Origin of the sequence: Kitasatospora sp. NPDC002227 (genome assembly GCF_040296285.1) — a bacterium.
Classification (GTDB): domain Bacteria; phylum Actinomycetota; class Actinomycetes; order Streptomycetales; family Streptomycetaceae; genus Kitasatospora.
The window spans coordinates 41864-56745 of the sequence record NZ_JBEOWY010000028.1 but is presented as its reverse complement, the minus strand read 5'-3'; the positions used below and the strand labels follow the sequence as shown (position 1 = coordinate 56745).

Genomic DNA, 14882 nt, shown 5'->3' with positions numbered 1-14882 from the left:
CAACGAACTTACCCAGGAGGGGGATTCATGAGCAGCGTCGAGCAACTCGTCGCGCGCACCCTCGGCATCGCCGAGGAGCTCGTCACCGACGAGCTGGAGTACCAGTCGATCCGGGAGTGGGACTCCCTCGGCCACGTCTCGCTGATGGTCGCACTGGAGCAGGAGTACGGCGTCACGGTGGACGACGACTGGACGCTGGAGCTGCGCGACGTCGGCGCGATCCGCGCCTTCGTCGCCGGCGGCGGCGAGCCGGAGCGGGCCGCCGGGAGCGCCGGTACGGGGGAGCGGCGTACCGTGCACCGCGGCCTGGAGGGCGTCAGCTTCGACCAGACCGCGATCACCCACATCGACGGCACGGCCGGGGTCCTGGAGTACCGCGGCTACAGCATCCACGACCTGGCCGAGCACGCCTCGTACGAGGAGACGGCCTACCTGCTGGTGCACGGCGAGCTGCCGGGCGTCGACGAACTGCAGCAGTTCGCCAAGGAGTTGGCCGCCGCCCGGCAGCTGCCCGCCGCCGTCCTGGAGCTGGCCCGCACGCTGGCCCACGCGCACCCGATGGAGGCGCTGCGCACCTGCGTCTCGGCGCTCGGCGCCTTCGGCCCGCAGCGGCCGGCCGACACCGACGAGAGCCCGGCGGAGGCCCGCGCGGCCGGGATCGAGCTGATCGCCCGCATCCCGATGATCGTCGCCGCCCACCACGCCTACCGCTCGGGCCGCGAACCGCTGCTGCCCGCAGGCGAGTTGTCGTACGCGGAGGCCTTCCTCACCGCGCTGCTCGGCGAGCGGCCGGGCCCGGCCGCCGTCCGCTTCGTCAACAAGGGCTTCATCGTCCACGCCGACCACAGCTCCAACGCCTCGGCGTTCACCGCCCGGGTCGCGATCGGCAGCCGCTCCGGCATGACGGCCGCGCTCACCGCCGCCGTCGCGGTCTTCGCCGGCTCGGTGCACGGCGGTGCGGCCGAGCGGGCCGTCGGCCTGGTCGACCAGGTCGGCTCCGCCGGCAACGCCGAGGCCTACGTGGCCGACCTGCTCGGCCGGGGTGAGCCGGTGATGGGCTTCGGGCACCGGGTGTACCGCACCGAGGACCCGCGAGTACGCCACCTGCGGGCCACCGTGGTCGAGTTGAGCGAGGAGTGCGGCGACCGCAGCGGCCTGGACATCCTGGACGCCGTCGCCGCCGCGATGGGCCCGCGCGGCCGCCACGGCGTGGCCGCCAACGTCGACCTGTACGCCGGCCTCGCGTACCGCCTGCTCGGCCTGCCGGACGACCTGGCCGTGCCGCTCTTCGTGATCGGCCGCACCGCCGGCTGGGTGGCCCAGGCACTGGAGCAGCAGGCCAACAACGTGCTGATCCGCCCGCTGCTCGACTACGTCGGCCCGCACGGCCGGGTGTACCCGGGGGCGGCCCGATGAGCGCGGCTCTCCCGGCCTCCGCGGTCGCCCTCCCGGCCCCCGCCGTCGACCTCCCGGGCTTCGCGCAGGAGCGCGGCTTCGAGCTGGCCGCCGTGCCGTACACCGGCCGGGTGCTGCTGGAGCAGCTGCTGCGTTCGGGCGAGCCGGAGCAGGCCGCCCTGCTCGGCAAGCGCCTCGCCTCGGGCGAGGAGCCCGCCCTGGAGATGGCCTTCCGCCCGGCCCGCATCCTGGTGCAGGACTACACCGGCATCCCGCTGCTGACCGATCTGGCCGCGCTGCGCAGCCGGGTCGCCGAGCCGGGCCGGGTCAACCCCGCGCTGCCGGTGGACGTGGTGGTGGACCACTCGGTGCAGGCCGACCGGGCGGGCAGCCCGGACGCGCTGGCCCGCAACGAAGCGATCGAGATGGGTCGCAACCAGGAGCGCTACGCCTTCCTCAAGTGGGCCGAGCAGGCCTTCGAGGGGCTGCGGGTGATCGAGCCGGGCCGGGGCATCGTGCACCAGGTCAACCTGGAGCGGCTGGCGACGGTGGTGACCGAGGGCCCGGACGGGCAGCTCCACCCGGACACCGTGATCGGCACCGACAGCCACACCACCATGGTCAACGGCCTCGGTGTGCTCGGCTGGGGCGTCGGCGGCCTGGAGGCCGAGGCGCTGATGCTGGGCCTGGCCCAGCCGATCCGCATCCCCGCCGTGGTGGGCGTGCGGCTCACCGGCGCCGTCAGCCCGGGCACCTCGGCCACCGACGTGGTGCTGGCGCTCACCCAGCGGCTGCGGCGCGAGGGCGTCACCGGTCTGATGCTGGAGTTCACCGGCCCGGCCGTGGCGGGCCTCAGCGCCCCCGACCGCTGCACCATCGCCAACATGGCGCCCGAGTACGGCGCGATGACGGCGTACTTCCCGGTGGACGAGGAGACGCTGGCCTACCTGCGGCGTACCGGCCGCAGCGCGGAGCAGGTCGAGCGGGTGGCGGAGTACTGCGCGGCGCAGCGGCTGCTGCGCGAGGCGGGCGAGCCCGTCTTCGGCCGGGTGATCGAGTTCGACCTCGGCGAGGTGGGCCCGGGCCTGGCCGGGCCGAGCCGCCCGGACCAGCGGATCTCGCTGGGCGAGCTGCCCGGCTCCTTCGCCGCGCTGCTCGACGGCCCGGCCCGCACCGAGGACGGCGTCACCGACGGGGACTTGGTGATCGCCTCGATCACCTCCTGCACCTCCACCTCCAACCCGCAGGCGATGCTGGCCGCCGGGCTGCTGGCCCGCCGCGCCGTCGAGCGCGGCCTGACCGTGCCGGCCCACGTCAAGACCAGCCTCTCGCCGGGCTCCCGGGCCGTCACCCGCTACCTGCGCGCCTCCGGCCTGCTCGCCGACCTGGAGCAGCTGGGCTTCCACGTGGTCGGCTACGGCTGCATGACCTGCAACGGCGGCAGCGGCCCGCTGAACGAGGGCGTGCGGGTGGGCGGGCGCACGGTGGCCGCCGTGCTGAGCGGCAACCGCAACTTCGAGGGGCGGGTGCACGGCCAGGTGCGCGCGGGTTACCTGGCCTCCCCGGCCCTGGTGGTCGCGCTGGCCCTGACCGGGCACGTCCGGGGCGACCTGGAGAGCGAGCCGCTGGGCCTCGGCCGCGACGGCGAGCCGGTGCACCTGCGCGACATCTGGCCTTCGACCGAGGAACTGCGCGCGCTGGAGGAGGAGTTCGCCACCGTCGAGGTGTTCACCGCGGCCGAGCCGGCCGGCGCGGCCTGGGAGGCGATCGCCGCCCCCGAGGGCGAGGTCTTCGCCTGGGACGAGCGCTCCGGCTACCTGCGGCTGCCCGCCTACGTCGACCCGGCGGCCCCGCTCGGCCCGCTGCGCGGCGCCCGCGCGCTGCTCGCGCTCGGCGACGACGTCTCCACCGACCACATCTCGCCGGTCGGTGCGATCACGGCCGACTCCCCGGCCGGGCGGTACCTGACCGCCCTGGGGGAGCGGGACTTCAACTCCTTCGGCTCCCGCCGCGGCAACCACGAGGTGATGGCCCGGGGCGCGTTCAGCAACCCGCGGCTGCGCAACCGCCTGGTCGGCGAGGGCGAGGGCGGCGGCACCACGCTGCACCTGCCCGGCGGCGAGCGGCTGCCGGTCTTCGAGGCAGCCGATCGGTACGCCGCCGAGGGCACCCCGCTGATCGTGCTGGCCGGCCGCAACTACGGCATGGGCTCCTCCCGCGACTGGGCGGCCAAGGGCCCCTGGATGCTGGGCGTGCGGGCGGTGCTCGCGGAGAGCTTCGAGCGGATCCACCGCGCCAACCTGTGCGCGATGGGCATCCTGCCGCTGCTGCTGCCCGCAGGCTGGGCCGAACTCGGCCTGACCGGCCGCGAGGAGTACGGGCTGGCCTTCGAGCCGGGCGCTGCCGAGGCCGAGCTGACCGCCGACGGGCGCAGCTTCACCCTGCGCGCCGACGTGCAGTCGGCCGGGGAGTGGGAGGTGCTGCTCGCGGGCGGCACGCTGCCCTTCCTGCTCGGCCGGCTGCGGGCGGAGGAGGCCCGGTGAGCATCCACGTACTCGACCGGTTCGGCCTGCGCGAGGCGGCCGCCGCCGACGCGCTCGCCGCCGGGGCCAAGACCTTCCAGCCCGTGCACGTGGGCACCCACGACGTGGAGATCGCCGCCGTGCTCGCCGCGCTGCGCGAGGACCCGACGCTGCTCCCGCCGCGCACCGGCCACCTGGGCAACTGGACCGACATCGCGGCCGGGCGCTCCGGCCCGATGGACTTCAACACCGCGATCTGCGGCGCCGGTTACGGCTACCCGCTGATCTACGGCTTCACCCGCACCGAGGCCGACACCGAGGGCGGCGACGAGGCCTACCAGCCCGGCTCGCTGATCGAGCAGGGCAAGCGCGACACCCTCGCCCTGCACACCTGGGACGGCACCGGCTTCGCCCGGCGCGACCGCTCCCGTCCGCTGTTCTGCCCGCTGGTGCAGGCCGAGGTGGACGGCGAACTGGTGCCGCTGGTCGAGCTGCACTGGCGGCGGATGCTGGAACTGCCCGGCTACCGCTTCAAGCAGTGGGCCGGCGCCCTGGTGGAGAACGGCCCGCTGGTGGTCGACATGCTGACCCTGCTCCTGGAGCAGGCGGCGGCCCAGGGCCGCAACCAGGCCTTCGCCGAGCTGATCAGCCAGGCCGTCCGCCTGGACGGCGACGTGGCCCGCTGCGATCTGCGCCCGGACGGCACCGGCTACCTGCTCGACGGCCACCGCTACCCCTCCGCCCGGGCGCTGGCCGAGGCCGTGCTGCTCACCGTGCGGGCGCTGGTCGAGCCGCGCGAGTTCTTCGCCCGGATCGGCGAACTGCCGCCGGTGCTCCCGGTGATGTCGCTGCAGCTGACCAACGTGCTCTTCGGGCTGCTGGACATGCACCACCCGGACGCGCCGGCCGGGCCGCCGGAGCGCCCGTTCATCACCCACCTGCACTGGGGCGCCCGCGCCATGGCCGGCTGCCCGCCCCGGCGCAGCGGCTACCTCTCGCGCCGCTCCACCGTGCGCTCGCTGCGGGCCATCACCGACCCGCTGGTGCAGCACTTCGAGCAGGCCTCCCCGCTCGCCTTCGTGCTGCTGCCCGCCCAGGCCTTCATGCTCTGCCCGCCCAGCACCTCGCCGGGCGACGCCGAGCTGCTCACCGGCCTGTTCCGGCGGGTGCGGGCCGCCGGGCCCGAGGGCGCGTACGAGACCACCCTGGGCTGGGCCGGCGAGCACGGCGAGCGGCTGTCGCCCTACCTGCGCGGCCGATTCCGCGGCGGCAGCGGGGTGCCGGCCGACGGTGCGCTGCGCGAACTCGCGGTGCCCCTCGAGCCGGAGGGTTTCCACGAGCTGACGTTCAAGCAGGCCTGCGGGGCCGTCGCCGCCTTCGAGGAGGTGTGGGGGTGAGGCTGACCCGTCGCGAGGTGGTCGTCCCGCTCAAGGAGACCTTCGCCAGCAACACCGGGGTGATCACCGAGGTGCGCCAGGAGGTGGTCGAGCTCGCTTGGCAGGGCCTGACCGGCTACGGCACCGCACGCGGCGCCGACCCGGCCGAACTCGACGCCTGCGCCGCCCTGTTGGCGGACACCTCGCCGTACGGGCTGCGCCGGCTGCTGGCCCGGCTCGCCGTGGCCGGCATCGGTCCGGCGACCGCCTCCGCCGTCGACCTGGCCCTGCACGACCTGCTCGGCAAGGCCTGCGGGCAGCCGCTGCACCGGCTGTTCGGGCTCGAGGGGCTGGCCGCGCCGCAGACGGCGCTGTCGATCGGCGCCTGCTCGGACGAGGACCTGCTGGCCAAGGGTCGGGAGCTGGCGGACTGGCCGATCCTCAAGCTGAAGTTCACCCCCGAGGACGACGGCAGCCGGGCCGGCCTGCTCCGCTCGGTCTACGCCGGGCGGATCAGGGTGGACGGCAACGGCTCCTGGGAGCCCGGGCAGGCGCTGCGCGTCGCCGAGGAGCTGCACCGGCACGGCGTCGAGCTGCTCGAACAGCCCGTCGCCCCCGGCAGGTTGGACGACTTGCAGTGGGTGCACGAGCGCTCGCCGGTGCCGGTCTGGGCCGACGAGGACTGCACCGGGCCCGAATCGGTGCTCGCGCTGCGCGGCCGGGTGCGCGGGGTCAACCTCAAGCTGGTCAAGTGCGGCGGCCTGGAGCGCACCCGCGAGGCGATCACGCTGGCCCGGGCCGGCGGGCTCGAGGTGATGCTCGGCTGCAAGGTCGAGAGCAGCCTGGGCGTCACCGCGATGGCCCAACTGGCCCCACTCGCCGACTGCCTGGACCTGGACGGCCCGGTCGGCCTGCTCACCGACCCGTTCGACGGGCTCACCATCGACCACGGCGCGCTCACCCTGCCCGACACCCCCGGCCTCGGCGCCGCCCCCAACCCGATGTTCTACGGAGAAGACTGACATGACGCTGCGCTGCGCCGTACTGGACGACTTCCAGTCCATCGCCACCGCCATCGCCGACTGGAGCCCGCTGGCCGGCCAGGTGGAGGTCGCCAGCTTCCCCGAGCACTTCGCCACCGAGGACGAACTCGCCGAGGCCCTCGCCGGCTTCGACATCGTCGTGACCCTGCGCGAGCGGGTGCCCTTCCCGGCCACGCTGATCGAGCGGCTGCCCGGGCTGAAGCTGCTGATCGCCTCCGGGATGCGCAACTCGGTGATCGACTACGCCGCCGCCGAGCGGGCCGGTGTCACCGTCTGCGGCACGGCCAGCTCCTCGACCCCGCCGGTCGAGCTGACCTGGGCACTGCTGCTCGGCCTGGCCCGGGGCATCGTCACCGAGTCGAACGGGCTGCGCGAGGGCGGCCCCTGGCAGCAGACCGTCGGGGCCGACCTGCACGGCAAGCGCCTCGGACTGCTCGGCCTCGGCAAGATCGGTGCCAAGGTGGCCCAGGTCGCGCTGGCCTTCGGCATGGAGGTCGTCGCCTGGAGCCAGAACCTGACCGAGGAGCGGGCCGCCGAGGCCGGCGTGAAGCTCGCCGCCTCGAAGGAGGAGCTGCTCGCCACCAGCGACTTCGTCTCGGTCCACCTGGTGCTCGGCGAGCGCACCCGCGGCCTGCTCGGCGCGGCCGAGCTCGCCCTGCTCAAGCCCACCGCCTACCTGGTGAACACCTCCCGCTCGGGCCTGGTCGACCAGGACGCCCTGCTCGCGGCTCTGCACGAAGGCCGGATCGCGGGCGCGGGCGTGGACGTCTTCGACGTCGAGCCGCTGCCCGCCGAGCACCCGCTGCGCACCGCGCCGCGCCTGCTGGCCACGCCGCACCTCGGCTACGTCTCCGAGCTCAACTACCGCACGTACTACGGCGAGGCCGTCGAGGACATCCAGGCCTGGCTGGCCGGTGCGCCCGTCCGCCGCCTCGGCTGAACTCCCCTCTCACACTTCTGAATTGGAGCAACACCGGTGAGCCAGAACCGCCGCATGATGAAGCTCGGCGCCTTCCTCCCCGCCCCCGGCCACCACGTCGCCGCCTGGCGCCACCCGAACGCCCGGCCCGACGGCGGCCTGGACTTCGACTACTACCGCTCGCTGGCCGTGGCGGCCGAACGCGGCAAGTTCGACATGATCTTCCTCTCCGACGGCGCGGGCGTACGCACCAAGTACAAGGACGCCGACGAGCTCAGCCGCCAGGGCCGGATGGTGCACTTCGAGCCGCTCACCCTGCTCTCCGCGCTCGCCGTGCACACCCGGCACATCGGCCTGACCGCCACCGCCTCGACCACGTACAACGCGCCGTTCACGGTGGCCCGCCAGTTCGCCTCGCTCGACCACCTGAGCGCCGGCCGCTCGGGCTGGAACGTGGTCACCTCCGCCACCGACGCCGAGGCGCGCAACTTCAACCTGGACAAGCAGCCCGAGCACGCCGCCCGCTACCACCGCGCCCGGGAGTTCATGGAGGTCGTCACCGGGCTGTGGGACAGCTGGGAGGACGACGCCTTCCTGTACGACAAGGAGTCCGGCCGCTTCTTCGACCCGGAGAAGCTGCACATCCTCGGCCACCAGGGCGAGCACTTCTCCGTCCGCGGCCCGCTCAACGTGGCCCGCCCGCCGCAGGGCCACCCGGTGATCGTGCAGGCCGGCTCCTCCAAGGACGGCCAGGACTTCGCGGCCCGCTGGGCCGAGGTGGTCTTCACCGTGCAGCAGACCCTGGAGCAGGCGCAGGCCCACTACCGGGGCCTCAAGGAGCAGGTCGCCGCGTACGGCCGCAACCCCGACCACGTGAAGATCATGCCGGGCGCGTTCATCGTGGTCGGCCGCACCCAGGCCGAGGCCGAGGACAAGTACGCCACCCTGCAGGCCCTGGTCGACCCGGTGGTCGGCCTCGGGATGCTCTCCTACCAGCTCGGCATGGTCGACCTCTCCGGCTACCCGCTGGACGGTCCGCTGCCCGAACTGCCCGCGCTGGAGGGGAGCGCGGGCAAGCAGGCGGTGCTGTACGCACAGGCCCGCCGCCAGGGCCTGACCATCCGCGAGCTGTACCTCGCGACCGCCGCCGGGCGCGGCCACCGCTTCCTGCTCGGCACCCCGGAGGTGATCGCCGACCAGCTGGAGGACTGGTTCCTGAACGAGGGCGCCGACGGCTACAACATCATGCCGGACTACCTGCCGGACGGCCTGGACGCCATCGTCGACCTGCTGGTGCCCGAGCTGCAGCGCCGCGGCCTGGTCCGCCGCGAGTACGAGGGCCGCACCCTGCGCGACCACCTCGGCCTGCCCCGGCCCGACTTCAGCCGCACTCCCGCTTCGGCGGTGACCGCATGAGCACCGTCGACGCCGCCGCGCTGCGCTCGGCGCTGCGCCCGCACGCCGCCGGGGTCGCGGTGCTCACCGCCGCCGCGCCGGACGGCCGCCCGGTCGGGGTGACCGTCACCTCCTTCACCTCGATCAGCGCCGCCCCGGCCCTGATCTCCGTCTCGCTCGCCGAGACCTCCAGCACCTGGCAGCTGGTCAAGGACTGCGACCGCTTCGCCGTCCAGCTGCTCGGCGCCCACCAGGCCGAGCTGGCGATGCGGTTCGCCACCCCGGGCGTCGACCGGTTCGCCGAGCCGACCGCCTGGCGGCGCGGCCCGCACGGGGTGCCGCTGCTCGACGACTGCCTCTCCTGGCTGGTCTGCTCCGCCCACCGGCAGGTCGAGCTGGGCGACCACCACCTGCTGGTCGGCGCCGTCGAGCAGGTCGGGCACGGGCGCCCGGGCGACAGCCTGGTGCACGTGCACGGCAGCCTCCAACCCGTCCCGTCCGCCACCCTCGCGAGGATCTGAACGATGCCCAGGACTCTGGTGCTCTCCCGCCAGCCGCTCGCCTCCCGCCCGCTCCAGGACTGGCTGGACGACACCGCCGACGGCATCGTCCTGGTCACCACGGACAAGGCGGTGGCGGGGGCCGACCTCGACACGCACTTCCCGCTGCACCGGCTGGTGCCCGACTACCACGGCTGGTCCACCGAGCAGCACGCCGAGGAGGCCGCCCGCGAGTTCGGCGCCGAGCTGATCGCCAGCACCAGCGAGAGCGACGTGCTGCGGGCCGCCCGGCTGCGCGAGCGGCTCGGCCTGCCCGGCCAGGGCGTGGCCTCCGCCACCGCCTACCGGGACAAGCTGGTGATGAAGCGGCTGGCCGAGGAGGCCGGGATCGCCGTCCCCGCGTACGCGGCCGTCGACTGCCCGCAGGACCTCTGGGCGTTCGTCGAGACGCACGGCCTGCCCGCCGTGGTGAAGCCGCGGCTCGGCGCCGGGGCCGAGGGGGTCGCCATCCTGCGTGAGGCGGCGGACGTGACCGCCTTCCTGGCCCGCGAGCGCGACTCCCAGGTGCCGTACCTGCCCGGGCAGTGGATGGCCGAGTCCTTCGTGACCGGCGAGTTCTTCCACGTGGACGGCATCATGCGGGGCGGGCGCGTGGTGCACGCCTGGCCGGGGCAGTACAGCGGCGGGCTGGCCGAGCGGGTGCGGGACCAACTCCACGTCGGCAGCGTGCTGCTGGCACCGGAGGACGAGCGCACCGCCGTCCTCATGAAGGCGGCCGATGCCGTGATCGCGGCCCTGCCGGCCGCGCCGCTGCCGCTCGCCTTCCACCTCGAGCTGTGGCTCGACCCGAGCGGTACCCCGGTGCTGTGCGAGATCGCCAGCCGGGCGGGCGGCGCGCTGATCGCCGAGGCGTACGAGCTGGCCTTCGGCGTGCAGCTGGCCCGGGAGGGGCTGCGGACCCAGTGCGGCTCCGCGCTGACCCTGGCGGAGCAGCCTCCGGCGCCCGCCACCGCCGTCGGCTGGGTGCTGCTGACGCCCGGCCAGGGCCGCTTCGAACCGCCCGCCGAGACCTGCCCCGTGCCCGGGGCGGAGCTGACCCTGCTGATCGAGCCCGGCGCCGAGCGCCGCGGCGTGGAGCACGTCTCCGACGCCGCCGCCCAGCTCTTCGTCCTGGCCGAGACCGCTTCGCTGGTGCGTGAGCGGCTCGCCGAGGCCGTCGAGTGGTGGCACCAGCACACCGCCTGGCGCTGAACCCCCGTACGCCCCAGTCGAGTCGAGGAGACTCCCCATGCCCGAGCACGTCCTGATCGTCGGCCCCGGCCGCGACTTCCCCGCCCGGCTGCGCGCCGCCGCACCCGGCACCGAGACCACCGTGATCTGCCAGGTGGACTTCCTCGGCAAGGTCCGCGACCCCGGCAAGAACGCCCGGGTGCTCGGGGCCCGCGGCGACGCTCCCGAGGAGTGGGTGGCGCTGGCCGCCGCCGCGCACGCGCAGCACCCCTTCACCCGGATCGCCACCTTCGGCGAGCGGGACCAGGACCACTACGCCGCGATAGCCGAGGCCCTCGGGCTGGCCGCGCACAGCCCCCGGACGGTGGAGCTGGTGCACGACAAGGGGCGAATGCGGGAGCGGCTGCGCGAGGCCGGGATCGACTCGACCGCCAGCGCCCAGGTGGCCGACGCGGCGGGGCTGCTCGCCTTCGTCCGGGCGCACGGCCTCCCCTGCGTGGTGAAGCCGGTCTCCAGCTCGGGCAGCGCGGGCGTCACCAAGGTGTCGGCGGAGGCCGAGCTGGCCGGGGCCTTCGAGCGGGCCGACGGCAGCTACCTCGGGCTCGGGCACAGCGGGGTGCTGGTCGAGGAGTACCTGGAGGGCCCGCAGTACAGCGTGGAGGCCTTCTCCGAGGCGGGCGAGCACCAGGTGGTCGGGATCACCCTCAAGTACTCCGACCCGGTCGGTTTCGTCGAGCTCGGCCACGTCTCCCCGGCCCCGCTCGCCCCCGGCCGGGCCGAGGAGGTGCACGCGTACGTCGGGCAGGTGCTCGACGCCCTGGGTGTCGCGAACGGCCCGACCCACAGCGAGATCGTGCTCACCACGAAGGGGCCGCGCCTGATCGAGACCCATGTGCGGATGGGCGGTGACCACATCCCGGTGATCACCCGGGAGGCGACCGGGGTCGACATCGACGACTGCGCCGTCCGCCAGACCCTGGGCGAGACCGTCCTGCCGGGCGTCCGGGCCGCGCTGGCCGAAGGCGGCGAGGCACGCAGCGCGGCGATCTGGTTCGGCGCGCTCGCCACCGCCGGGGTGCTGGACGGCGTCTCCGGTCTGGCGGAGGCCGGGGAGCTGCCCGGGGTGACCGAGGTCGCCGTACTGGCCAAGCCGGGCGCCAAGGTCGGCGGCCTGCACCACTCCGAATCCCGGGTGGCCTACGCCCGGGCCGTCGGCCCCACCCCCGAGGAGGCCGTCGCGGTGGCCCGGGCGGCGGTGGCCCGGCTGGAGTTCACCGTCCGGGCCCGCTGCGAGGCCGGGGCGACCGTCTAGGCGGTACGGCGCCGCTCGTGCACCCGCAGGTGGAGGGCGGCCAGGTCGAGCAGGGGGGTGGGCACGCCGAGGGTGCGGGCGCGGGCGGTGAGGTCGCCGAGGATGTGCTCGCCCTCGGTGGCCAGGCCGGCGGTGGTGTCGCGGTAGAGGGAGGCGGTGTCGGGCGAGCCCGGCCTGGTCAGGTACGCGGTGGCCCAGTCGAGTTGGGACGGGGGCAGCGGGTGCCCGGCCGCCTCGGCCACGGCCGCCGCCTCGGCGAGGACGGCCGGGGCCAGCCAGCCGCCGCCCGCCGCGACCACGTCGCCCACCGAGCCGCGCATCAGGGTGGTGACGGCGCCGAAGGTGCTGATGAAAGCCCACTTGTGCCACATGGCGGTGCGGATGCTCGGCGAGACCGTCAACTCGTAGCCGGGAACAGCCAGTTCGGTGCCGATCTGCTCGATGCGGGGGGTGCTGCCGCCGTCGAGCTCGCCGATGTCCAGAGTGGCGACCACGTCGTCGTACAGCGGGCCGAGGACTCGGACGTCGCCGGTGTCGTCGAGCGTGCCGAGCACCTTGACCAGCCCGCCGAGGGCTGCCTGCGGGCCGAACCGCTCGGCGATGGCGTCGAGATGGGCCATCCCGTTGAGCAGCGGCAGCACCGCCGTCTCCGGGCCGACCGCCGGGGCCAGGTCGGCCAGCGCCTGGCCGAGCGCGGGCGCCTTCACCGCGAGCAGCACCAGGCCGTACGGCCCGCCGACCTCCCCGGGCAGCACCAGCTCGGGCTTCAGCTCGGCCTCGGTGCCGTGCCCGACCAGCCGCAGCCCGCGCTCCCGCAGCGCCGCCGCCCGCCCGGGCCGCACCAGGAAGTCGACATCCCGCCCGGCCAGTGCCAGCCGCCCGCCGAAGTAGCCCCCGGTGGCCCCCGCCCCCACGACCAGAATCCGCATCAACGCCGCCGCCCTCTCCCGTCCCGTCCCGCCGTCGTGCAGCGGAGAACAGGCCGGGGGAGGGCGGTATTCCGCGTGGCGCGGGCGGTGGCGTGCGGTGTACGGCTTGTGGCCTGCGGCGCGCGGGCCGGCCGGGCTCGCCGTCGCGGGCCCGGCTCAGCTCGCGGCGGGCGCCATGTCGTAGGTGACCCACATGGTGCGGGTGGCGACCTGGTCGTACTTGCCGCGGGCGCGGTGGTTGTCGTCGGCCGTGATCCAGCGCACGACGCTCCAGCCGCGCTCGGCGGCGATCTCGGCGAGGCGGCCGAGCAGCAGGTCGGCGGCGCCGGAGCCACGGGCCCCGGGGGAGACGAAGAGGTCGTCGAGGAAGCACCCGGTGGCGGCCGAGAGCGGGCGGGCGAACGGCCGGTAGTGGGCCAGGCCGAGCAGCCGCCCGTCCGGGCCCTCGGCGACCAGCGCGTTCACCTCGTGCGCCTGGTCCAGCACCCAGGACCAGACCCGCTCGGCCTGCTCCTCGGTCTGGTCGACGCGGTAGAAGTCCGCATACCCCCGGTAGAGCGCGCGCCACTGCGCGAAATCCTCGGCGCGGGCGGCGCGGACGGTGATCTCGGCGCCCTTGGCGGCCTTTTCGTTCTGCTGGTCGGAAATCGACATCGCGGTACTCCGGTGGTGGATGGTGGAAATTCGGAACAGGTGTCAGAGCAGGCCGGGTCCGGCGGCGGCGCGCAGCCCGGCCCGGAACCGGCCGCGGGCACCGAGATGGGCTACGGGCGCGGAGCGGCGCTCCGCGCTGGCCATGCGGAGTCCGGGCAGGTCGTACGGGGCAGGGCGGTGATCGGCATGACCGAACCCTGCCCGCTCACCCGCCCTCCTGTCGACGGTTGCGGCCCGCAACCGGCCGCCGGCGTCCCCGGCCGGCGCGATCCGAAAGAGAGGCCCTAAGCCTCCCCGGCCCCCTCGCGGAGCTGGGCGAGGGCCCGCTCGTAGGCCGCCAGTGCCTCGGCCGGGCGGCCGAGCAGCTTCCAGAGGTCGCCGGCCTTGCGCCAGGCCTTGGTGGTGGTGCGGGTCGACGGGAGCGGGCCGAGCCGCCGGACGGCCTGCTGCAGCGTGGCCTGCGCCTCGCCGGCGTCCCCGGACTGGTACTGGGCCCGGGCCAGCAGCACCCGGGCGGCGGCCTCCTCGGCCGGCGCCGTGTCGCGCAGCTGCTCGACCGCGCGCCGGGCGTGGCGGATCGCCGCCGCCGCGTCGCCGAGCTGGAAGGAGGCCTGGGCGAGCAGCTCCTCGCTCTTGCCGCGCTCGAGCGCCGTCCCGACCTCCAGCACCACGGGGTGGGCCTCGGCCAGGATCGCCTTGGCCCGCAGCGGATCGGGGGGCTCCGACTCGAGCAGCATGAAGGCGTACACGGACTTGACCAGCGCCTGGTGGCGGAGGTTGTCGCCCTCGGCGAGCATGGCCACGGCCTGTTCCGTCAGGCCGAGCGCCTCCTGCACGCGCCCCTGGGCGGAGGCCACGATCCCCGCGTTCCAGTAGACGACGCCCCGGGCGACCCGCGAACCCGAGCCCTCCGCGACCTTGATCAGCCGCTCGGCGAGCAGCTGGGCCCGCGGCAGGTCGCCGCGGTTCTGGTAACAGCCCATCAGCGTGGAGCCGAGTTGCATGTGGTCGTCGGTGAGCTCCACCCCGAGGGCGTCCAGGGTGCTCATGGCCCGCTCGCCGGTCTCGACGGCGAGCACCGGATCGCCCGCGGCGGCGTGGCACCGGCAGAGCGCCACCGCCAGCCGGCTCCACTGGGCCGAGCCGGGTACGGTCCGCCCGTCCTCGAAGAGCTCGGTGTACAGCTGGACGGCGGCCGCCAGGCGGCCGAGCTTCTCGAAGGCGAGCGCCTGGCCCGCCCGGGCCTGGCGCACCTGCTCCTCGGTGAGGAAGGGCGCTGCCGCCAGCGCCTCGCTGTAGGAGCGCAGGGCTTCGCCGTTGTCGCCGTTGCGGATCGCCAGGTCACCGAAGGCGATCTTCAGCTCGAGCTCGCGGGCCCCGGCTTCGTCCCGGCCGGTCCGCAGGTACTCGACGGAGCAGCCGACCAGGTCGGCCAGGGTGCGGAGCACGGCGGGGGCGGGGAGCCGCCCGCCGTCCTCCACCCGCGCCACGCCGTCGGCCGACAGGCCGCCCCCGGCGAGCTCGTGCAGGTGCAGCCCCTTGCGCTCGCGCAGCTCGCGCAGGCGCGCGCCGAGGCCGGCGCGGTCCTCCGGTCGGTGCTCCATGGG

General features: G+C 74.8%; 12 protein-coding genes. 9 read left to right on the top strand and 3 right to left on the bottom strand.

Features of this window, described 5'->3' with window-relative positions:
• Window positions 1-27 precede the first annotated feature (27 nt).
• The 9 genes from ABT095_RS23685 to ABT095_RS23645 are packed head-to-tail and all read left to right on the top strand — an operon-like array spanning window position 28 to window position 11692.
• Window positions 28-1416, top strand: coding sequence for a citrate/2-methylcitrate synthase (locus ABT095_RS23685; protein ID WP_350531472.1), 1389 nt, complete (start codon window positions 28-30; stop codon window positions 1414-1416).
• Entirely contained in the window at window positions 1413-3938 is a 2526-nt protein-coding gene (locus ABT095_RS23680; RefSeq protein WP_350531471.1) for an aconitate hydratase, read from the top strand. The genes ABT095_RS23685 and ABT095_RS23680 overlap by 4 nt, the downstream gene beginning before the upstream one ends.
• The gene (locus tag ABT095_RS23675) at window positions 3935-5314 is read left to right on the top strand and encodes a DUF6025 family protein (protein WP_350531470.1); all 1380 of its coding nucleotides are present in this window, start codon (window positions 3935-3937) and stop codon (window positions 5312-5314) included. The genes ABT095_RS23680 and ABT095_RS23675 overlap by 4 nt, the downstream gene beginning before the upstream one ends.
• Complete coding sequence (locus tag ABT095_RS23670) at window positions 5311-6315, top strand: mandelate racemase/muconate lactonizing enzyme family protein (RefSeq protein WP_350531469.1); 1005 nt, start codon at window positions 5311-5313, stop codon at window positions 6313-6315. Before ABT095_RS23675 ends, ABT095_RS23670 begins: the two co-directional genes overlap by 4 nt.
• A 1-nt stretch (window position 6316) precedes the next feature.
• Window positions 6317-7276 (top strand): D-2-hydroxyacid dehydrogenase family protein, encoded by a 960-nt coding sequence (locus ABT095_RS23665; RefSeq protein WP_350531468.1) that lies wholly within the window; start codon window positions 6317-6319, stop codon window positions 7274-7276.
• 36 nt (window positions 7277-7312) lie between these two features.
• Entirely contained in the window at window positions 7313-8671 is a 1359-nt protein-coding gene (locus ABT095_RS23660) for an LLM class flavin-dependent oxidoreductase (protein WP_350531467.1), read from the top strand.
• A complete protein-coding gene (locus ABT095_RS23655) occupies window positions 8668-9171 on the top strand; it encodes a flavin reductase family protein (protein WP_350531466.1) in 504 nt (167 codons plus the stop codon). The genes ABT095_RS23660 and ABT095_RS23655 overlap by 4 nt, the downstream gene beginning before the upstream one ends.
• A gap of 3 nt (window positions 9172-9174) precedes the next feature.
• Window positions 9175-10401, top strand: coding sequence for an ATP-grasp domain-containing protein (locus tag ABT095_RS23650; protein ID WP_350531465.1), 1227 nt, complete (start codon window positions 9175-9177; stop codon window positions 10399-10401).
• Window positions 10402-10438: 37 nt separating this feature from the next.
• Complete coding sequence (locus ABT095_RS23645; RefSeq protein WP_350531464.1) at window positions 10439-11692, top strand: ATP-grasp domain-containing protein; 1254 nt, start codon at window positions 10439-10441, stop codon at window positions 11690-11692.
• Here the strand turns inward: ABT095_RS23645 and ABT095_RS23640 are convergent.
• The 3 genes from ABT095_RS23640 to ABT095_RS23630 form a co-directional block, all read right to left on the bottom strand.
• On the bottom strand, window positions 11689-12621 hold the full coding sequence (locus ABT095_RS23640; RefSeq protein WP_350531463.1) for a ketopantoate reductase family protein: 933 nt from the start codon (window positions 12619-12621) through the stop codon (window positions 11689-11691). The two genes, ABT095_RS23645 and ABT095_RS23640, sit on opposite strands and share 4 nt — an antisense overlap.
• Before the next feature lie 156 nt (window positions 12622-12777).
• Window positions 12778-13275, bottom strand: a complete 498-nt coding sequence (locus tag ABT095_RS23635; RefSeq protein ID WP_350531462.1) for a GNAT family N-acetyltransferase — start codon at window positions 13273-13275, stop codon at window positions 12778-12780.
• Between the two features lie 284 nt (window positions 13276-13559).
• Window positions 13560-14879, bottom strand: a complete 1320-nt coding sequence (locus ABT095_RS23630; protein ID WP_350531461.1) for a tetratricopeptide repeat protein — start codon at window positions 14877-14879, stop codon at window positions 13560-13562.
• Window positions 14880-14882 lie beyond the last annotated feature (3 nt).